Origin of the sequence: Enterobacter asburiae (genome assembly GCA_011754535.1) — a bacterium.
Classification (GTDB): domain Bacteria; phylum Pseudomonadota; class Gammaproteobacteria; order Enterobacterales; family Enterobacteriaceae; genus Enterobacter; species Enterobacter cloacae_N.
On the sequence record JAAQVN010000001.1, the window covers coordinates 2,485,930 to 2,505,743 of the forward strand.

Sequence of the window (19,814 nt, forward strand, 5' to 3'; positions counted from 1 at the left end):
TAAAGCTACTGTTTAACATACTTTAACAATGTGACCTAACACATTCACACCACGTATATAACGCTATTTTTTCTCGTCGCCAATCCGGCTGTTAATCCTCTCCTGCATATAGCCATAAAACGGGTTTGAGGTGACCCGCATCAGCGCCTCTTTTCCGACGCTCAGCACGGACGTTTCTCCCCACAGCGCAATCGTCCCCAGGCTGATGCCATAGCGGTTTTTCACCCCAGGTTCGCGACCATAGAGATTGTCATCCGGTGGGAACGGCACCGCAACGTGCGACAGGGAATAGACATCCTGCGGCCAGGCCTGCGCAAGCGGCACAACCGTCTCCCGCATGCTGCCTGCCGGGGTGGTTTTCGCCACCGTCGAGAAACTGTGCTCGCTGGCATTGGTGATAATCGTGACACTGTAACGTCTCTGCGCAACCGGCAGAAGCGCCGAGGTTGCCGTCCACGACGACGGCTTGAACAGCGGACGGAAGCTGGCCGCCTGGTTGATATCAAACACCACCAGTTCGCTGCCGTTTGCCGGAAGCTGGTCAAACAGGCCGGTCACCACCGCGCGGGTGCTGACCGTGGAATCCATGACCGACTGGAACGCCAGCACCGGCGGCAAATTCGCCAGCCTGTTTTCCCGCGCCTCGCGTCCTGTCTGCTCCTGCAGTGCCTTCGTCAGAAGCCAGGACTGGCGGGCGGCGTTCACCGGGAACGAGTTGTATTTATACGGGTTATATTCCGGGGAGATATTCAGCCACGCCGCTTTGGCAAACGCTGGCAGCAGCGCCGGTAGCCCGGCGAAACCGGCAAAGCGCGCAAAGGCCGTCACGCCGATCATTGGTGAAAGCAGTACCACCTGCTGCGGCCGACGAAGCGCCGGCGATTCCAGCGCATCGAGGGCATATTTCATCGCCAGCGCCCCGCCGTTGGAATAGCCCACCAGATGCAGAGGCACGTTCTCCCCTGCCAGGCGCGTGGCTTCCCGCACCCCAAGGCGCGTCGCCGCCAGCCACATCTCCCAGTCAACGTCCGTCAGCGCACCGGGCGCGGTGCCGTGTCCGGGCAGGCGCGGAGCCACGGCCACAAAGCCGCGCTGCTGATAGTTCTCGGCGAGGTGCCTGACGCTGTAAGGCGAATCCGTCAGCCCGTGCAGCAACACCACCGCGCCGCGCGGCTTCCCGGCAGGTATCAGCACAAAGGAGCGGTTGGCATCGGGCGTAAACTGCCCCGGCCATACCAGGCTCTGGCGATAATAACGGTTTAGCGGCGTTTGTTCCTCGCGCCCCGTTTTCGCCGTCACGGCGTTATCGAGATCGGCGAAAATGGCGTTTTCCCGGGCGACATAACCGGCAAAGTCGGCGTTATCCATTTCACGTACGGACATCTCATCTGCCCGCCAGGTGTGCCAGAGGTGCAGTTCCGGCCCCTGCTGCGAGAGATAAACCCGCACCGCCAGCAGGACGACAAGGACGATCCCCACGACCATCCCTGTTTTCTTTGCAAGCGCCACCAGGCGCATGCTGATTCGCCAGGGCAAATTCGCCATGCCGGGATCCTTTTTATGTTCACAATGCTTCTATCTTATCAAAAATGTGAACGGGCTGACGTATTCACCAAATTCATACCTGCCGCGTCAGCTACTGCACCAAAAGTGAACTACTCTGCACAAATGTTGATCATCGGTTAACCAAATATTGCATGAAGTTTACAGCACAGCGGGCTTTGCCCGCTCTGTGAACATGGCACGCGTCGTGCATTGTTAACCAGATAACACTCATCCAGCTTTTGACAGCCAGTTAACAGCGAGGCGGTATGACGACGAAACCCGAGATGTTGAGCCGTATCGAAGCGACGTTCAGCCAGCTCACGCCCAGCGAAAAGCGGGTCGGAAGCTGGCTGCTGGCGCACGCCGCGCAAATCCCGTTTGAAACGGCGGAGAGCGTCGGCCAGGCGAGCGGGACCAGCGGAATTACCGTCGGACGCTTCCTGCGCAAGCTGGGGTATCGCAACCTGGAAGATGCCAAAAAAAGCCTGCGCGATCCGTATCAGCCCTGGGGCATGAACGAGCGGCTGGACTCCTGGCAGCAGCAGCCCCCCTTGCCCAACCGCCTTCAGCACGCCCTGGCGCTGGAGGTGGACGCCATCACGCAGGTGTATCAGTTGGCGCAAACGGACGCCTTCCGGCAGGTGGTGCACAACCTCGCCCACGCCGACGCGGTGTTTGTGCTGGGGATCCAGTCCACGCGCGGGATTGCCAACGCCTTCTTCAGCCACCTCGAATATCTCCGCCCGCGCGTGAGCTATTCAGAGGGGGCTTCCGGCAGCTGGGTGGAATCCCTGAACTCGGGTTTTTCGCACCCTTATGTTGTGCTGACCGACACGCGCACCTACTCGGCGACGGCCCGCCAGTACTGCCGCGTCGCCAGCGAGAAAGGCATTCCGCTGGCCTTGATCACCGACATCTGGTGCCCGTGGGCACGGGATTACCCGATGGATTTACTGCAGGTGAAAACCGATACCGGTCATTTCTGGGATTCACTTGCCCCCGTGAGCTGTCTGTTCAACCTGCTGCTGTCGGGCGTGGTGGAAGCGCTGGGTGATGCACTCCCGGCGCGCCTGGCGGTAAACCGACAATTACAACAAGAGTTTGGTCAATTCGAACGTTAAAGGAGCGGAGCTATGCCCGAAGAGAGTGAACTGATTGATGTGGCGAAGACGTTTCCCACGCTGCATATCGATCTGAAGTACGCCACCGCCGACAACATTACCGGCCGCCCGATCTACCAGGAGGCGCTGTGCCTGCTGCATACCGACGCGGCCACCGCGCTGGCAAAAGCCATCAGCATTGCCGCGCTGGCCGGGCTGAAGCTGGTGGTCTACGACGCCTATCGCCCGCAGCAGGCGCAGGCCCAGCTGTGGGACGCCTGCCCGAACCCGGAATACGTGGTCGACGTGGCGATTGGCTCTAATCACAGCCGCGGGACGGCCATCGACGTCACCCTGATGGACGAACATAACAGCGTGCTGGATATGGGCGCCGGCTTTGACGAAATGCATGACCGATCGCATCCCTATCACCCTTCCGTACCCCCGCACGCCCAGCGCAACCGTCTGCTGCTGAACGCCATCATGTTCGGCGGCGGTTTTGTGGGGATTAGCAGCGAATGGTGGCACTTCGAACTGCCGAACGCCGCCAGCTACCCGCTGCTGGAAGACCGTTTTGCCTGTTTTCCCCTGACGCACACCACTCTTTAACCTGGAGCACTGCCATGAAAACAACGCTTCTCACAACCCTGATTGCCGCCACGCTGGTTTTAAGCCCCCCGCTGGCGCTGGCTGCCGTTCCGAAAGACATGCTGGCGATCGGTAAAGCCGCCGATCCGCAAACGCTCGACCCTGCCATCACCATTGATAACAACGACTGGACCGTCACCTATCCGTCCTACCAGCGTCTGGTCAAGTACAAGCCCGGCTCTACCGAGGTGGAGGGCGATCTGTCGACGGGCTGGAAGGCATCCGACGACCAGAAAGAGTGGACCTTTACCCTGGCGGATAACGCCAAATTCTCCGACGGTACGCCGGTCACCGCCGAGGCGGTCAAGCTCTCCTTTGAGCGCCTGCTGAAGCTCGGCCAGGGGCCGTCTGAAGCCTTCCCGAAAGATCTAAAAATTGATGCCGTGGATGACCACACGGTGAAATTCACCCTCAGCCAGCCGTTCGCGCCTTTCCTCTACACGCTCGCAAACGACGGGGCGTCTATCATTAACCCGGCGGTGCTGAAGGCGAATGCCGCTGACGATGCGCGCGGTTTTCTGGCGCAAAACACCGCCGGCTCCGGGCCGTTTATGCTCAAAAGCTGGCAGAAAGGCCAGCAGCTGATCCTGGTGCCTAACCCCCACTGGCCGGGCGACAAGCCGCACTTTAAGCGCGTCTCGGTGAAAATTATCGGCGAGAGCGCCTCGCGCCGACTGCAGCTTTCCCGCGGCGATCTGGACATTGCCGACTCCCTGCCGGTCGATCAGCTCGCGGCCCTGAAGCAGGAAGGCAAAGTCGCCGTCGCCGAATACCCGTCCCTGCGCGTGACCTATCTCTACCTCAACAACAGCAAAGCGCCGCTCAATCAGGTGGATTTACGCCGGGCTATCTCCTGGGCGACGGATTACCAGGGGATGGTAAAAGGCATTCTGAGCGGCAACGGCAAGCAGATGCGTGGCCCGATCCCGGAAGGTATGTGGGGCTTTGACGCCGCGGCAATGCAGTACAGCTTCGACGAGGCCAAAGCCAAAGCGGCGCTGGAGAAGGTCAAAGACAAACCCGCCAGCCTGACCTTCCTCTACTCGGACAACGATCCGAACTGGGAGCCAATCGCCCTCTCCACTCAGGCCAGCCTTGGCAAGATCGGCATTAACGTCAAGCTGGAAAAACTGGCCAATGCCACCATGCGCGACCGCGTCGGCAAAGGCGATTACGACATTGCCATTGGCAACTGGAGCCCGGACTTTGCCGACCCGTACATGTTCATGAACTACTGGTTCGAATCGGACAAAAAAGGGCTGCCGGGCAACCGTTCGTTCTATGAGAACAAAGAGGTCGATTCCCTGCTGCAGGCCGCGCTGAAAACGACTGACCAGGCGGAACGCACCAAAGATTACCAGCAGGCGCAAAAGGTGGTCATCGACGAGGCGGCCTACGTTTATCTGTTCCAGAAGAACTACCAGCTGGCGATGAACAAAGAGGTCAAGGGCTTCACCTTTAATCCGATGCTGGAGCAGGTATTCAACATCGCCACCATGAGTAAATAACGGTTCTCGCCGGGGGAAAGCGTATGACGTTCTGGAGCATAGTGCGCCAGCGCTGCTGGGGGTTACTCCTGGTGGTGGCCGGTGTCTGTATCATTACCTTTATTATTTCACACCTGATCCCCGGCGATCCGGCCCGTCTGCTGGCAGGCGATCGCGCCAGCGACGAAATCGTGCAGAACATCCGCCAGCAGTTAGGGCTGGATCGGCCGCTGTACGTTCAGTTTGGCCGCTACGTGGACGCACTGGCCCACGGTGATTTAGGCACATCCATCCGTACCGGACGCCCGGTTGCGGAAGACCTGAAGGCCTTTTTCCCCGCCACGCTGGAGCTGGCCTTTTGTTCTCTGCTGCTGGCGCTGGTGATCGGCGTGCCGCTGGGGATTTTGTCGGCGGTCTACCGCAACCGCTGGCTGGATCACCTGGTGCGTTTAATGGCGATGACCGGGATCTCCACCCCGGCCTTCTGGCTTGGGCTGGGCGTCATTGTCCTGTTCTACGGGCACCTGCAGCTTCTGCCCGGCGGCGGCAGGCTGGACGACTGGCTTGACCCGCCGACGCACGTCACCGGGTTTTATCTGCTGGACGCCCTGCTGGAGGGCAACGGTGAAGTGTTCTTCAACGCGCTTCAGCACCTGATTTTACCCTCGCTGACGCTGGCGTTTGTTCACCTGGGCATCGTGGCGCGCCAGGTGCGCTCGGCGATGCTGGAGCAGCTCAGCGAGGACTACATCCGCACCGCGCGCGCCAGCGGCCTGCCCGGCTGGTACATCGTCCTGCGCTACGCCCTGCCCAATGCGATGATCCCGTCCATTACCGTGCTCGGGCTGGCGCTGGGCGATCTGCTTTACGGCGCCGTGCTGACCGAAACCGTCTTTGCCTGGCCTGGCATGGGCGCCTGGGTGGTGACGTCCATTCAGGCGCTCGATTTCCCTGCCGTAATGGGCTTTGCCGTCGTCGTTTCGCTGGCCTACGTGCTGGTTAATCTGGTGGTCGATCTGCTTTACCTGTGGATTGACCCGCGAATCGGGCGCGGAGGTGCCGAATGATGTTAACGCAGGAAACACCCGTCCCGGTTAAAACCGCCAGACAACGCATCAACTGGGCAAAGCTGTTCTGGATGCTGCGCCAAAGCCCGCTCACGATCGTTGGCGGCGTCATTATGATTGCGATGCTCTTTCTGATGGTGACCTCACCGTGGATTGTGCCGCATGACCCGAACGCGCTGGATCTGACCGCCCGCCTGCAGGCGCCGTCTGCGCAGCACTGGTTTGGTACCGATGAGGTAGGACGCGATCTGTTCAGCCGCGTGCTGACGGGAAGCCAGCAGTCGATTACCGCCGGGCTGGCGGTCGTGGTGATTGCGGGCGGCATTGGCTCACTGCTGGGCTGTTTGTCCGGTGTACTGGGCGGGCGCGGCGACGCCATCATCATGCGGGTGATGGATATTATGCTCTCCATTCCCTCTCTGGTACTGACCATGGCGCTGGCCGCTGCGCTCGGTCCGAGCCTGTTCAACGCCATGCTGGCGATTGCGATTGTCCGCATCCCGTTTTACGTCCGCCTGGCGCGCGGGCAAACCCTGGTGGTGCGCCAGTTTACCTACGTGCAGGCCGCACGCACCTTTGGCGCTTCCCGCTGGCATTTGATCCGCTGGCATATCCTGCGCAACGCCCTGCCGCCGCTGATTGTGCAGGCTTCGCTGGATATCGGCAGCGCCATTTTGATGGCCGCCACGCTGGGGTTTATTGGCCTGGGCGCGCAGCAGCCCACTGCCGAATGGGGCGCGATGGTGGCCGTTGGCCGTAACTACGTCCTGGACCAGTGGTGGTACTGCGCGTTTCCCGGTGCGGCGATTTTGATTACTGCCGTGGGCTTTAACCTGTTTGGCGACGGCATCCGCGATCTGCTGGACCCGAAATCGGGAGGAAAACAGTGATGACCGAATCGGTACTCAATATTGAAGACCTGCATCTGAGCTTCCCGATTTTTCGCGGTGAGGTTCATGCGCTGAACCACGTCTCGCTGGAGATCGGCAGGGGCGAAATTGTCGGTGTGGTGGGCGAATCAGGGTCGGGCAAATCCGTTACCGCCATGCTCGCCATGCGCCTGCTGCCGGAGGGCAGCTACCGTATTCATCACGGTCAGGTGAGATTACTCGGTGAAAACATCCTGACGGCGTCCGAGAAACAGCTCCGTCAGTGGCGCGGCGCTAAAGTGGCGATGATTTTTCAGGAGCCGATGACCGCTCTCAACCCGACGCGGCGGATTGGCAAACAGATGGTGGAGGTGATCCGCCAGCATCAGCCGCTTTCCCGGCGCGAGGCGCAGCAGAAGGCGATCGCCCTGCTGGAAGAGATGCAAATCCCGGACGCGAAACAGGTCATGGATCGTTATCCGTTTGAACTCTCCGGCGGCATGCGCCAGCGGGTGATGATTGCCCTTGCCTTCTCCTGCGAGCCGGAGCTGATCATCGCCGACGAGCCAACCACCGCGCTGGACGTTACCGTCCAGCTCCAGGTGCTGCGGTTGCTGAAGCATAAGGCGCGGGCCAGCGGCACCTCGGTGCTGTTCATCAGCCATGATATGGCCGTGGTGTCGCAGCTCTGCGACAGAATGTACGTGATGTATGCCGGCAGCGTGATCGAGAGCGGCGCCACGCAAACGCTGATCCACCGCCCCGTGCATCCTTATTCCATTGGGCTGCTGCGGTGCGCGCCGGAAAACGGCCAGCCGCGCGCCCCGCTTCCCGCCATCCCCGGCACGGTGCCCAACCTCAGCCAGCTTCCGCAGGGTTGCGCGTTCCGCGAGCGCTGCTTTGCCGCCGGGGCGAAATGCAGCGAAACCCCGCGCTTAGTGCCCACTGGCGCAGAAGGCCAACAGGCTGCCTGCTGGTATCCACAACGGGAGAAACACCATGTCTGATGTACTGCTGGAACTGGATAGCGTGCACGTCAATTTTGCGGCACGTAAAAACTGGCTGGGCCGCGTGACGGAACAGGTCCATGCGCTTAACGGGCTGGACCTTGAGATCCGTCGGGGAGAAACGCTCGGCATCGTCGGGGAATCCGGCTGCGGGAAAAGCACGCTGGCCCAGCTGCTGATGGGCATGCTGAAGCCCAGCACCGGCGCGTGCCTGCGGGCGCACCACGCGGGCGGCATGCAGATGGTGTTTCAGGATCCGCTCTCCTCGCTCGACCCGAGGTTGCCGGTCTGGCGCATCATCACCGAGCCGGTGTGGGTGCAAAAACGCAGCAGCGAGCGCGAGCGCCGTCAGCTGGCGGAGGATCTGGCGCTGCAGGTGGGCATTCGCCCGGAATATCTCGACAGACTTCCGCACGCCTTCTCCGGCGGGCAGCGCCAGCGCATCGCCATCGCCCGGGCGCTCTCGTCCGACCCCGATATTATCGTGCTTGATGAACCCACCAGCGCGCTGGATATCTCCGTGCAGGCGCAAATCCTCAACCTGCTGGTGACCCTGCAGCAGCAACGTAATCTGACCTACGTGTTGATCTCGCATAACGTCTCGGTGGTCAGACACATGAGTGACCGCGTGGCGGTGATGTATCTTGGGCAGATTGTTGAGCTGGGCAGCGCCGCGCAGGTGCTTGGCGAGCCGCGCCATCCCTATACTCGCCTGCTGCTCGACTCGGTTCCCCGCACCGGTGAACCGCTGGATGAAACGCTGGCATTACGCAAAACGGAGCTTCCCGGCAACCGTCATCTGCCCGAAGGCTGTTTTTTCCGCGACCGCTGCCCGATGGCAGCGCAGGGGTGTGAACGTCCCCAGCCGTTACAGCCCTCACGCGAGGGCCGTAACGTTCGCTGCTGGCGTAATCTGGGTTAAATTTGCGCCATCCCGCCGTCCACAAACAGCTCGGTGGCGTTAATAAAGCTGGCAGCGTCGGAGGCCAGAAACGCCACCGCTTTACCCACCTCACCCGGCGCGCCTAAACGCCCCAGCGGTACCTGCGCGGCCAGCGCGTCGTACAGACCCTGACGGTGCTCTTCCGGCACCAGATCGCCGAGACCCGGCGTTTTGATCGGTCCCGGGCTTACCACGTTGACGCGGATCCCGCGGCCCTGCAAATCAAGCGCCCAGGAGCGGGCAAAGTTGCGTACGGCGGCCTTACTGGCGCTGTAGACGCTGAAGTTGGCCGTCCCTTTAATGGACACCGTCGAGCCGGTCAGAATAATCGACGATCCGGCGGAGAGCAGCGGCAGCGCCTTCTGCACCGTGAACAGCACCCCGCGAACGTTGGTGCCGAAAATACGGTCAAACTGCTCTTCGGTGATCGCGCCCAGCGGCAGCATATCGCCGCCACCGGCATTGGCGAACAGGATATCAAGACGCCCTTCATCTTTGGCTATCCGGGCATAGACCTCATCCAGATCGGCAAGCTTTGAGACATCCGCGCGGATGCCTACCGCAGTTGAAGCAATTTCAGCCACCGCCGCGTCCAGCTCGGCCTGCCGACGTCCGGTGATGTATACCTTCGCGCCCTGAGCCGCCAGCTCCTGCGCCGTGGCAAGACCAATACCGGTGCTGCCGCCGGTGACCAGTGCGATTTTTCCTGAGAGAGTCGTGTTCATGTCATTTACCTTTTGTTGGGTTTGCGTTGGACAGACTTTAGCCCTTGCGGCATTAGTGAAAAACAGGCAAAAATGAAAATGACTATTCATCCACAGAAATAATCAGAGGTCATTATGGACCAGCTCATGGCGATGCGCGCTTTTACACGGGTCGTGGAGTCCGGCAGTTTTACCCGCGCGGCGGACTCGCTGAATATGCCGATCGCCACCCTGAGCAAGCTGGTAAAATCGCTTGAGACGCATCTGGAGATACGCCTCCTGCACCGGACGACTCGCCGGGTGGTGGCGACGCCGGAAGGGATGGAATACTATGAAAAAGCGCTCAGGGTGCTGATAGATATCGAAGATATCGACACCTCGTTTCGCGTTTCCCGCGCGACGCCAAAAGGGCATTTGCGGGTTGACGTGGGCGGCTCCACCGCCCGGGACGTGCTCATCCCCCTGCTTCCGGAATTCATGCGGCGCTACCCGGATATCCGCATCGACCTTGGCGTAGCCGACCGGCCGGTCGATCTCATCAGCGGTAACGTAGACTGCGTGATCCGCGGCGGGCCGCTGGACGACTCGACCCTCATCGCCCGTCATCTCGGTAACGCCGAAATGGTCACCTGCGCGACGCCGGGTTACCTGAAAAATCACGGCGTCCCGGCCTATCCGCAGGAGCTGTGCAACGGGCACAAGCTGATAAGCTACCTTTCGCCCGTCACCGGGCGGGCATTTCCGTTTCGTTTCAGACAACACGGCGAGGCGCTGGAAATCAATATTCCGCACTATCTTGGCGTCAATGAAAGTAATGCCCATCTGGCTGCTGCCGCGGCGGGGCTGGGGATCGTTCAGACCTTTGAGTATTCGGCAAAGTCGTATTTGCTGGCGGGAACGCTGACGGCGATTCTCGGCGACTGGCGCCCTGCCGCCTATCCGTTTCATGTGGTTTACCCGCAGAACCGGCATTTGACGCACAGGCTGAAGGTATTTATCGCCTGGCTGGCTGAGGTGTTCCCCGCCGCGCTGAAGGGATAGCCGGGCGCGAACCCGGCTGGGGCTTAGTTAAGCTTATAGTCCAGGGTAATCTCGGCTTTCAGGAGCTGCGACACCGGACAGCCCGCTTTGGCTTTCTGAATAATGCCATCAAACTGCTGTGGCGCAATGCCCGGAACGGTTACCTTGCTTTGCAGTGCAACCTTAGTGATGGCAAAGCCGCCGTCGGTTTTATCCAGAGAGACGTCCGCGGTCGTATCAATCGAATCAGCGGTATAGCCCGCTTCACCCAGCATCAGCGACAGCGCCATTGAGAAACAGGCCGCATGTGCCGCGCCAATCAGCTCTTCCGGGTTGGTCCCCTTTTCACCCTCAAAGCGGGTATTGAAACCATAAGGCTGTTGATTGAGAACGCCGCTCTCGGTGGAAACCGTTCCTTTTCCGCGCTTAATGTCGCCAGACCAGTGTGCCGAACCGTGCTTATGAATAGTCATTCTTGCTCTCCTTTTGGCTTACAAAGGGTTAAGTATAGACTACGCATCTGACACGCCCAGGAACACAGACGATTCCGGGACTTTCACCTGCTGTACCGACAACAAGGATAACGATATGACGCTAAAAATCAGGATGGCCGTCGCGGTAACCACGCTGGCTCTCTCACTGTCTTCACTGGCCAAAACGCCGGAGAACTTTATCTATACCAGCTCGGGCGACCTCGACGCGGCGCTCCCGCTTGTTGCGCGTAGCGACATCGGCGGCGTGCAGATCGTGTACAACTGGCGCCTGCTTGAACCCGAGAAGGACAGCTATGACTTCACGCGAATTGAGCAGGATCTGGCGCGCGTTAAGTCCGCCCGGAAAAAACTCTTTATTCAGATCCAGGATCGTTTTTTTGAGCCGGACGCCCGCTACGTGCCGGACTATCTGATGCACGATAAGCAATACAACGGCGGGATTGCACCCCAGTTCGATAACCCCGGAGAAGGCAAGCCTGTCGGCGCGGGATGGGTAGCGCGCCAGTGGGACCCCACGGTGCGCCAGCGCTACCAGGCATTGCTGGCAGCGCTCGCAAAACGCTTTGACGGCGAGGTGTATGGCGTAAACCTGCCTGAAACCGCCATTGATATCGACGAAAAAAATCCGCCAGCGGGGTTTACCTGCGACAGCTATTTCGCAGGGGAGATGGAAAATCTGGCCTTTGCGCGCAAGGCTTTTCAGAAATCACACGTGGTGCAATACGTGAACTTCTGGCCGTGCGAGTGGGACAATGACCACAACTACATGGGGCGTCTTTTTGCGTATGCCAGCGCCAACAATATCGGCCTGGGCGGGCCGGACATTGTTCCCAACCGCAAGGCACACATGAAGAATGCCTATCCCTTCTTCCATAAAAATAAACAGACGCTGCCGCTCATCGCCATGGCGGTTCAGGAACCGACCCTGACCTATAAGAATCCTCAGACCGGAAAACCGTTCACCAAAGCGGAATTTGTCCGCTTCGGCGAAAGCTATCTCGGGGCCGATATTATTTTCTGGAGTACGTCGTCTCCCTGGCTAAAGGCGAAGTAATCCCCTCTTATGCCAGGTAGCGCGAAAGTTCGTCGAGGAACACGCGCAGCGCGGCAGGCTGATACTCCCGGGACTGATAAATGCCATGGATGGCAAGCGGTTTAGGCTTAAGCGCCTCCAGCACCGGCACCAGCAATCCCTTCTCCAGCGCGGCACGCGCTTCGCGCTCCGGCAGCATAGCAATGCCGCAGTGCTCGATCGCCGCGTCCATCAGCAGCGAAGAGATGCTGGCGCTCAGGTTGCCGCTGACGGCCACGCTCAGGCTTTCGCCTTCCGGCGTCAGGAAGTGCCAGGACTGCCCGGCGAAAAAGCTGTAGTGCAGGCAGTTGTGCTGCGCTAATTCTTCGGGGCTGGCGGGTGTTCCGTGCTGCGCCAGATACGCCGGCGAGGCGCAGAGTACGGAGCGACACTCCCCCAGCCGGCGGGCAATTATGCCGGGTTCGGGGTTATCCGTAATGCGCACGGCGACGTCTATGCGCTCTCCCACCAGGCTGACCGGGTGATTGTTCACGTCCAGCTCGATGCGCAGTTGCGGGTAGCGTGAGAGCAGCCCGGGCAGCACGGGCGCAATCAGGTGCATCGCGGTAAAGTGCGCGCAGGCCACCCGCAGCGTGCCGGACGGCAAATCTTTTACCGACTGACCTTCGATTTCCTGCGAGATCTGCGAAAGCGTCCGCGTTTTTTGCAGCACCTTTTCCCCCGCCGCGGTCAGCGTTAGCTTGCGCGTGGAGCGATTTACCAGCCGCGTACCCGCCCACTTCTCCATTTGTTCCAGGTAGCGGCTCACCATCGGCCGGGAAATGCCCAGCGCACGCGCCGCCGCGCTCAAACTTCCCAGCTCGCATATCCGGTTGTAGACCTGAGCGGCAATAACGCGATCCATAAAAGCTCCATCTGCTCGATTTATGAAACTAAGCATGTCTTGTTTCAGGAATTCTGGCAAATGAGAATATCCGTACAATAGCGATATTCCTGAACAACTGAGACAACAGCATGAAACTCACTCATATTGCCCTGCTTTCCACCCTTTTCGCTCCGGCTGCTTTTGCCACACCGTTGACCATTGATACCTATAACCCGCAGGAAAAAGGCATTTTCGCGGTCTCCTCCACGCTGGTGTCCGGCCCGAAAGAGGCAGTGCTGTTTGACGCGCAGTTCAGCGTGAAGGATGGCGAAGCGCTGGTAGAGAAAATTCGCCGCAGCGGTAAGACCCTGAATAAGATTGTGATCACCTCCGGCGATCCGGATTTCTACTTTGGCCTGCAGCCGCTGGTGAAAGCCTTCCCGAATGCCAAAGTGGTGGCCACGCAGCAGGTGGTTGACCATATTAAGGCCACCAAAGACGCCAAGCTTGCCTTCTGGGGTCCGCAGATGAAGGACGGCGCGCCGACTAAGCTGGTGGTGCCGCAGGTGCTCGCCTCCACCACGTTCATGATTGACGGTGAAAAGATCGATATCGAGCAGCCGGACAGCTATGCGGCCTATGTGTGGATCCCGTCGGCAAAAACGATCCTCGGCGGCACCGGGGTAGCCTGGGGCATTCACGTCTGGACGGCAGACACCCAGACGCCGGTTCGCCGTCAGGAGTGGCAGCAAACCCTGGACAATATGGCCGCGCACAAACCGGAACGCGTGATCCCGGGCCACTATCTGGGTACTCCGCCAGCCGGAACCGGGGCGATTGATTTTACCCGTGGCTATCTGCAGCATTTTGAACAGGCGTTATCGGCACATAAAGACTCAGCGGGCGTCATCGGTACCCTGAAAAAACAGTATCCGGGCCTGGCTGAAGAGAGCTCTCTGGAATTAAGCGCCAAAGTGAATACTGGCGAAATGAAGTGGTAACTTAAAAACGGCTCCTGCTATATTTTCGTGATGGCAGGAGCTCCCAAAAATATCTTCACCGCTACATATCAATATATCCCCACATTTTAAAAGCGCATAAAAGCATACACTTATGTCGTTTTTATTTCTAAGATGAATCTGAGCCACAACCGGGAAAATATTTGCCATTCTGTTTGTGAATTAAATTTTTTGCGAGCCGTACCATTAAACAGACAACGACACGGAGGCAGCATGTTTACTTATTACCCGGTTAATACCGCAGCAGCACAACCTGAACTCGTTAACGCGATTGCGCAGGGTCTTCACGCCGAGCACGGTGCTGTGACTGAAGATGACATTTTGATGGAACTGACCAAATGGGTGGAATCCACGGATAATGACATCCTCAGTGACATCTACCAGCAGACCATTAACTACGTCGTCAGCGGGCAAAACGCAACTTTGTAAAAACCTGCTAAGCTGGATCTGCAACCTAAGGGGTTACATTTCGTTTGCGAAAGCAAACTGGTCCTTAAAACTATCAACAGGATTGAGGAGTTAACATGAAATCGAACCGTCAGGCACGCCACATTCTTGGACTGAACTACAAGCTTTCTAATCAGCGTAAAGTGGTGATTGAAGGCGACCACGAAACGCAGGTCACTCACGCCACCGGCAGAAAACGCCACGCGGGCAAGTAAGTTCCAGACTGAGATCCAGAACACCATCGGCAAAACCGATGGTGTTTTTGTTTATGTGTTGCGGTAATTAATATTTAGCTCCTTTATAATACCGCCCGACCGCACCCCGTAGCACAGGCCAGAAAGATGACAAACAGCAGTGTCAGGGACGGATCTTCAAAAAAAGAGTGAGTGACATGGACAACAAACTGAAAAAACATCGTTCCTTATATATCCCTTATGCCGGCCCGGTTTTACTCGAATTCCCCCTGCTCAACAAAGGTAGCGCCTTCAGCATGGAAGAGCGCAGCAGCTTTAACCTGCTAGGACTCTTGCCTGAAGTGGTTGAAACCATTGAAGAACAGGCAGAGCGTGCGTGGATCCAGTATCAGGGCTTCAAAACTGAGATCGACAAACACATTTACCTGCGCAACATCCAGGACACCAACGAAACCCTCTTCTATCGCCTGGTGCAAAACCATCTCGAAGAGATGATGCCGGTGATCTACACCCCAACGGTGGGTGCGGCGTGTGAACGCTTCTCTGAGATCTACCGTCGCTCACGCGGCGTCTTTATCTCTTATCAGAACCGTCACAATATGGACGACATCCTGCAGAACGTGCCGAATCACAATATTAAAGTGATTGTGGTCACCGACGGGGAACGTATTCTCGGCCTCGGCGACCAGGGCATTGGCGGGATGGGGATCCCAATCGGTAAGCTCTCTCTCTACACCGCCTGCGGCGGCATCAGCCCGGCGTATACCCTGCCGGTAGTGCTGGACGTCGGCACCAACAACCAGCAGTTGCTTAACGATCCGCTGTACATGGGCTGGCGCCATCCGCGCATTACCGACGACGAATACTACCAGTTTGTCGACGACTTCATCCAGGCCGTGAAGCACCGCTGGCCGGACGTTCTGCTGCAGTTTGAAGACTTCGCGCAGAAAAACGCGATGCCTCTGCTGAACCGCTACCGCGATGAGATCTGCTCCTTTAACGACGACATTCAGGGCACCGCAGCCGTTACCGTGGGGACGCTTATCGCCGCCAGCCGCGCGGCCGGCAGCCAGCTGAGCTACCAGAAAATCGTCTTCCTGGGCGCAGGCTCTGCGGGCTGCGGTATCGCCGAGCAGATTATCGCCCAGACGCAGCGTGAAGGCTTAAGCGAAGAGCTGGCCCGCTCCCGCGTCTTTATGGTGGACCGATTCGGCCTGCTGACCGACGGCATGCCGAACCTGCTGCCGTTCCAGACCAAGCTGGTGCAGAAGCGCGAGAACCTAAAAAACTGGGATACCGACAACGAAGTCCTATCCCTGCTGGACGTGGTGCGCAACGTGAAGCCAGATATTCTGATTGGTGTTTCCGGGCAAACCGGTCTCTTCACCGAAGAGATTATTCGCGAGATGCACAAGCACTGCGCGCGCCCTATCGTGATGCCGCTCTCCAACCCGACCTCCCGCGTGGAGGCGACGCCGCAGGACATCATCGCGTGGACTGAGGGTAACGCGCTGGTCGCCACCGGCAGCCCGTTCGATCCGGTGGTGTGGAAGGATAAAACCTATCCGATTGCCCAGTGCAACAACTCCTATATCTTCCCGGGCATTGGTCTGGGCGTGATCGCCTCCGGCGCGTCCCGCATTACCGATGAGATGCTGATGTCGGCGAGCGAAACCCTTGCGGGCTACTCGCCGCTGGTCAACAACGGTGAAGGGCTGGTGCTGCCGGAGCTGAAAGACATTCACAAGGTGTCGCGCGCTATCGCGTTTGCGGTAGGTAAAATGGCGCAGCAGCAGGGCGTGGCGGTGAAAACCTCTGCCGACGCGCTGCAGCAGGCTATTGACGATAACTTCTGGATGCCTGAATACCGCAGCTATCGCCGGACCTCGATTTAATCCGCTCCGACCGTTTCCTCTCCATGTGGGAGACGCGGTGCGGCCCAATCGCCCGGTGGCGCTTCGCTTACCGGGCCTACGGGTGGGGTGTTTTCCCTCTCCCTGTGGGAGAGGGTTAGGGTGAGGGCATCAGACCGCACCATTGAATACCCACTAGCCAAACCCCTTTTCCCCCGCTACACTCCTTTCATCCATTAACTCACTGAATATATAAGGAGGCCATTTATGCTGTATCGTGAAATTTTCAATGTTTCACATACATTTGGTGATCGCACCAGCTCAAGCGTTATCGGTATCGTGCTGCGATAACTTCTGCTTGAGCGAAGACACCAACCCCTGAAATCCCTTCTCTCGGGCTTACTGAGTTATCGTCAGCGATGTTTGACGAGGCATAAACATGCCTGTAACTCTTGGGTAAGCAACAATGAGCACTTTACTCACTGCACAATCTTTACGCGTTGATACGGCGTTTGGCACGCTCTTCGACTCTCTCTCCTTTACGCTGAAAAAAGGCGACCGCATTGGCCTGCTGGGCGACAACGGCTGCGGCAAAAGTACGCTGCTGAAGGTGCTGGACGGCACAGATTCCCCTACCGCCGGAATGGTCGCGCTGGCCGGGCACTGCCTGATGGCACGCGTGGAGCAACATCTCCCGGACGCCATTTTCCCGCTGACCATGCTGGATGCGGTACTCGCACAGCTGCCCTTAGCTGAGCGCGATAGCCTGCGCTGGAAAGCCGAAACCCTGCTGGCGAGCATGGGCTTCACGCCGCAGGATATGATGCTGCAATCCGCCACGCTGAGCGGCGGGCAACACACCCGCCTGCTGCTGGCGCGGGCGCTGATTCACGAGCCGGATTTGCTCCTGCTCGATGAACCCAGCAACCACCTGGACCTGCCGACCATGCTCTGGCTGGAAAACTTCCTACAGAACTGGTCAGGCAGCTTCGTGCTGGTCTCGCACGACAGACAGCTGCTGGATGCCGTCACCAACGGCAGTTGGATCCTGCGCGATAAAACGCTGCACTACTTCGCCCTTCCCTGCACCGCCGCGCGCAGGGCGCTTGAAGCAAAAGATGAAAGCGACGCGCAGCGCCACAAGGCGGAGCAAAAGGAGATCGACCGCGTAGCCGCCAGCGCGAAGCGTCTGGCGACCTGGGGCAAGGTTTACGACAATGAAGACCTGGCCCGCAAAGCCAAACAGATGGAAAAACAGGTCGAACGGCTGAAGGAGAGCCAGACGGAAGTAACGGCAGGCAGCCAGTGGACGTTAACCCTGCGCGGTGACGCGCTGCGGGCAGACCGTCTGCTGGAGATGGAAAACCTCGACGTTCCGCCTGCTCCGGAGCTACCGCCGCTGTTTAACATCGACGTTGCGCGGCTAAAAAGCGGCGACCGCGTGGCGATTGTCGGTCGTAACGGCTGCGGTAAATCGTCGCTGATGAGGCTTATCTGGCAACAATTTGCCGATATGCCCGCAGACAGCGGGTTGAAAATCCATCCGCGCGTGTCGCCAGGCTATTACGACCAGACGCTGAATCAGTTGCCGGATGACGCCACGCTGCTCGACGCGCTGGAGCCTTTCGCGCCGGATCAGCAGAACCGCAAAATGGCACTGATAAGCGCGGGATTCCCATGGGCGCGTCACGGGCAAAAAGTCAGTACGCTCAGCGGTGGCGAGCGCTCTCGCCTGCTGTTTGTCGGCCTGACGCTTGCCCGCTATAGCCTGCTGATACTGGATGAACCCACCAACCATCTCGACATGGAAGGCAAAGAGGCGTTGGCGGAAACGCTGCAACAGTTCGAAGGGGGCGTGCTGCTGGTCAGCCATGACCGACAGTTAATCAGCCAAAGCTGCAACCGCTTCTGGCTGATTGAAGAGGGAAAGCTGAGCGAGTGGCACGATGCAGAAGCGGTGTTTGAGCGCCTGCGTGAAAGCGCGGGGCTGGTGACATCCACCGCGCCCGTCATCGCCGCTGGTGAGGTTCAACCCTCCTCCCCGTACGACGATCTGCTTGAACGGCTGGTCGCGCTTGAAACGCTGCTGGAAGACGATCTGGCGCGTAAGCCGAAGCATCAAAAGCCGCAGCTGCAGGCGCAATGGCGTAAAGAGATTGAGGAGATAGAAGCACTGCTGTAAATCTGCGCCCGGCGAGTCTCTCTCGTCGGGCCAGTATTTTCCCCCTTAATTATTAGAGGAACGCCGTATTCTTAATCTGAAATCGGCTTAAATGATGACATTATGTTGCTGCAGCCTTGCATTACCAGGCTAATGTATTAATCCTTAAGAGGTATTACCCTGCTATGCAGATACTTATCATGAACAAGGAGATACACATGAAGGCTGCTGTTGTTACTCAGGATCATCAGGTCAACGTCACCGAAAAAACCTTACGCCCGCTAAAGCACGGGGAAGCCCTGCTGAAGATGGAGTGCTGTGGCGTATGCCATACCGACCTTCACGTGAAGAACGGTGATTTCGGCGATAAAACCGGGGTGATCCTGGGCCATGAAGGGATTGGTATCGTGAAAGAAGTCGGCCCTGGCGTGAAGTCGCTGAAAGTCGGCGACCGCGCAAGCGTGGCCTGGTTCTTTGAAGGCTGCGGCCACTGCGAATACTGTAATACCGGCAACGAAACCCTGTGCCGCGATGTTAAAAATGCCGGTTACTCCGTTGACGGCGGCATGGCGGAAGAGTGCATCGTCACCGCTGACTACGCCGTAAAAGTGCCGGACGGTCTGGAATCCGCTGCAGCCAGCAGTATCACCTGCGCTGGCGTTACCACCTACAAAGCGGTGAAGGTCTCGGGTATCAAACCGGGCCAGTGGATCGCCATTTACGGTCTCGGCGGGCTGGGTAACCTCGCGCTGCAGTACGCTAAAAACGTCTTTAACGCCAAAGTCATCGCCCTTGACGTTAACGACGAACAGCTGAAGCTGGCGGCCAGCATGGGTGCGGATTTAACCATTAACTCCCGCAGCGAAGATGCCGCGAAAATTGTGCAGGAGAAAACCGGCGGTGCCCATGCCGCAGTCGTCACCGCCGTCGCCAAAGCGGCATTCAACTCCGCCGTTGATGCCGTGCGTGCCGGTGGCCGCGTGGTGGCAGTTGGCCTGCCGCCGGAAGCGATGAGCCTCGATATTCCGCGTCTGGTGCTGGACGGCATTCAGGTGGTGGGTTCGCTGGTCGGTACCCGTCAGGATCTGCAGGAAGCCTTCCAGTTTGCGGCCGAGGGCAAAGTGGTGCCGAAAGTGACGATGCGTCCGATCGAAGACATCAACGCCATCTTTAAAGAGATGGAACAAGGCCAGATCCGTGGCCGTATGGTGATTGACCTGCGTTCGTAATCCCCCACCGTACATCACCGCTCCTTACCGGGGCGGTTTTTTTATAGCCATTTTCCGGCAATCCTTATCTTAATTCCTTTGTTCACTTGTTTTCCCGCGCGCCCGATGATGAATCCGACGCTAACAAGA

Annotated in this window: 19 protein-coding genes; 15 read left to right on the top strand and 4 right to left on the bottom strand. The window is 58.5% G+C overall.

The window, feature by feature from the left end:
• Window positions 1–63 precede the first annotated feature (63 nt).
• The gene (locus HBM95_11740) at window positions 64–1,545 is read right to left on the bottom strand and encodes an alpha/beta hydrolase (protein ID NIH43602.1); all 1,482 of its coding nucleotides are present in this window, start codon (window positions 1,543–1,545) and stop codon (window positions 64–66) included.
• A 266-nt stretch (window positions 1,546–1,811) separates the two neighbouring features.
• Here HBM95_11740 and HBM95_11745 point away from each other — a divergent pair, with 266 nt between their 5' ends.
• The 7 genes from HBM95_11745 to HBM95_11775 are packed head-to-tail and all read left to right on the top strand — an operon-like array spanning window position 1,812 to window position 8,645.
• Window positions 1,812–2,666: a MurR/RpiR family transcriptional regulator gene (locus HBM95_11745; protein NIH43603.1), complete on the top strand. Its 855-nt coding sequence runs from the start codon at window positions 1,812–1,814 to the stop codon at window positions 2,664–2,666.
• Between the two features lie 12 nt (window positions 2,667–2,678).
• Window positions 2,679–3,254 (top strand): D-alanyl-D-alanine dipeptidase, encoded by a 576-nt coding sequence (ddpX, locus tag HBM95_11750; protein ID NIH43604.1) that lies wholly within the window; start codon window positions 2,679–2,681, stop codon window positions 3,252–3,254.
• A 14-nt stretch (window positions 3,255–3,268) separates the two neighbouring features.
• Window positions 3,269–4,801 carry an ABC transporter substrate-binding protein gene (locus HBM95_11755; GenBank protein ID NIH43605.1) on the top strand — a complete coding sequence of 511 codons (1,533 nt, stop codon included), beginning with the start codon at window positions 3,269–3,271 and terminating at the stop codon, window positions 4,799–4,801.
• Window positions 4,802–4,824: 23 nt separating this feature from the next.
• Window positions 4,825–5,847 (top strand): ABC transporter permease, encoded by a 1,023-nt coding sequence (locus HBM95_11760; protein NIH43606.1) that lies wholly within the window; start codon window positions 4,825–4,827, stop codon window positions 5,845–5,847.
• Window positions 5,844–6,737 carry a D,D-dipeptide ABC transporter permease gene (locus HBM95_11765; protein ID NIH43607.1) on the top strand — a complete coding sequence of 298 codons (894 nt, stop codon included), beginning with the start codon at window positions 5,844–5,846 and terminating at the stop codon, window positions 6,735–6,737. The genes HBM95_11760 and HBM95_11765 overlap by 4 nt, the downstream gene beginning before the upstream one ends.
• Window positions 6,737–7,723: an ABC transporter ATP-binding protein gene (locus HBM95_11770; protein ID NIH43608.1), complete on the top strand. Its 987-nt coding sequence runs from the start codon at window positions 6,737–6,739 to the stop codon at window positions 7,721–7,723. The genes HBM95_11765 and HBM95_11770 overlap by 1 nt, the downstream gene beginning before the upstream one ends.
• A complete protein-coding gene (locus HBM95_11775; GenBank protein NIH43609.1) occupies window positions 7,716–8,645 on the top strand; it encodes an ATP-binding cassette domain-containing protein in 930 nt (309 codons plus the stop codon). Before HBM95_11770 ends, HBM95_11775 begins: the two co-directional genes overlap by 8 nt.
• On the opposite strand, the gene HBM95_11780 is transcribed toward HBM95_11775, so the two are convergent.
• On the bottom strand, window positions 8,642–9,391 hold the full coding sequence (locus HBM95_11780) for an SDR family oxidoreductase (protein NIH43610.1): 750 nt from the start codon (window positions 9,389–9,391) through the stop codon (window positions 8,642–8,644). The genes HBM95_11775 and HBM95_11780 overlap by 4 nt on opposite strands.
• A 114-nt stretch (window positions 9,392–9,505) precedes the next feature.
• Here HBM95_11780 and HBM95_11785 point away from each other — a divergent pair, with 114 nt between their 5' ends.
• The gene (locus tag HBM95_11785) at window positions 9,506–10,411 is read left to right on the top strand and encodes a LysR family transcriptional regulator (protein ID NIH43611.1); all 906 of its coding nucleotides are present in this window, start codon (window positions 9,506–9,508) and stop codon (window positions 10,409–10,411) included.
• Window positions 10,412–10,434: 23 nt separating this feature from the next.
• Here the strand turns inward: HBM95_11785 and HBM95_11790 are convergent, their stop codons facing one another.
• Window positions 10,435–10,863 carry an OsmC family protein gene (locus HBM95_11790; protein ID NIH43612.1) on the bottom strand — a complete coding sequence of 143 codons (429 nt, stop codon included), beginning with the start codon at window positions 10,861–10,863 and terminating at the stop codon, window positions 10,435–10,437.
• Between the two features lie 115 nt (window positions 10,864–10,978).
• Here HBM95_11790 and HBM95_11795 point away from each other — a divergent pair, with 115 nt between their 5' ends.
• Complete coding sequence (locus HBM95_11795; protein NIH43613.1) at window positions 10,979–11,938, top strand: hypothetical protein; 960 nt, start codon at window positions 10,979–10,981, stop codon at window positions 11,936–11,938.
• A gap of 7 nt (window positions 11,939–11,945) precedes the next feature.
• Here HBM95_11795 and HBM95_11800 read toward each other — a convergent pair whose 3' ends face one another.
• Window positions 11,946–12,821 (bottom strand): LysR family transcriptional regulator, encoded by an 876-nt coding sequence (locus HBM95_11800; GenBank protein ID NIH43614.1) that lies wholly within the window; start codon window positions 12,819–12,821, stop codon window positions 11,946–11,948.
• A gap of 110 nt (window positions 12,822–12,931) precedes the next feature.
• Here HBM95_11800 and HBM95_11805 point away from each other — a divergent pair, with 110 nt between their 5' ends.
• From HBM95_11805 to adhP, 6 genes are all read left to right on the top strand, one after another.
• Window positions 12,932–13,783 (top strand): MBL fold metallo-hydrolase, encoded by an 852-nt coding sequence (locus HBM95_11805; GenBank protein ID NIH43615.1) that lies wholly within the window; start codon window positions 12,932–12,934, stop codon window positions 13,781–13,783.
• Window positions 13,784–14,014: 231 nt separating this feature from the next.
• Window positions 14,015–14,230: a biofilm-dependent modulation protein gene (bdm, locus tag HBM95_11810; GenBank protein ID NIH43616.1), complete on the top strand. Its 216-nt coding sequence runs from the start codon at window positions 14,015–14,017 to the stop codon at window positions 14,228–14,230.
• Between the two features lie 95 nt (window positions 14,231–14,325).
• Complete coding sequence (gene sra / locus HBM95_11815; protein ID NIH43617.1) at window positions 14,326–14,463, top strand: stationary-phase-induced ribosome-associated protein; 138 nt, start codon at window positions 14,326–14,328, stop codon at window positions 14,461–14,463.
• Window positions 14,464–14,639: 176 nt separating this feature from the next.
• Window positions 14,640–16,337, top strand: coding sequence for an NAD-dependent malic enzyme (locus HBM95_11820; GenBank protein ID NIH43618.1), 1,698 nt, complete (start codon window positions 14,640–14,642; stop codon window positions 16,335–16,337).
• Between the two features lie 424 nt (window positions 16,338–16,761).
• The gene (locus tag HBM95_11825) at window positions 16,762–18,477 is read left to right on the top strand and encodes an ABC-F family ATP-binding cassette domain-containing protein (protein NIH43619.1); all 1,716 of its coding nucleotides are present in this window, start codon (window positions 16,762–16,764) and stop codon (window positions 18,475–18,477) included.
• 197 nt (window positions 18,478–18,674) lie between these two features.
• Window positions 18,675–19,685, top strand: a complete 1,011-nt coding sequence (gene adhP / locus HBM95_11830) for an alcohol dehydrogenase AdhP (GenBank protein ID NIH43620.1) — start codon at window positions 18,675–18,677, stop codon at window positions 19,683–19,685.
• The last annotated feature ends 129 nt before the right edge of the window (window positions 19,686–19,814 follow it).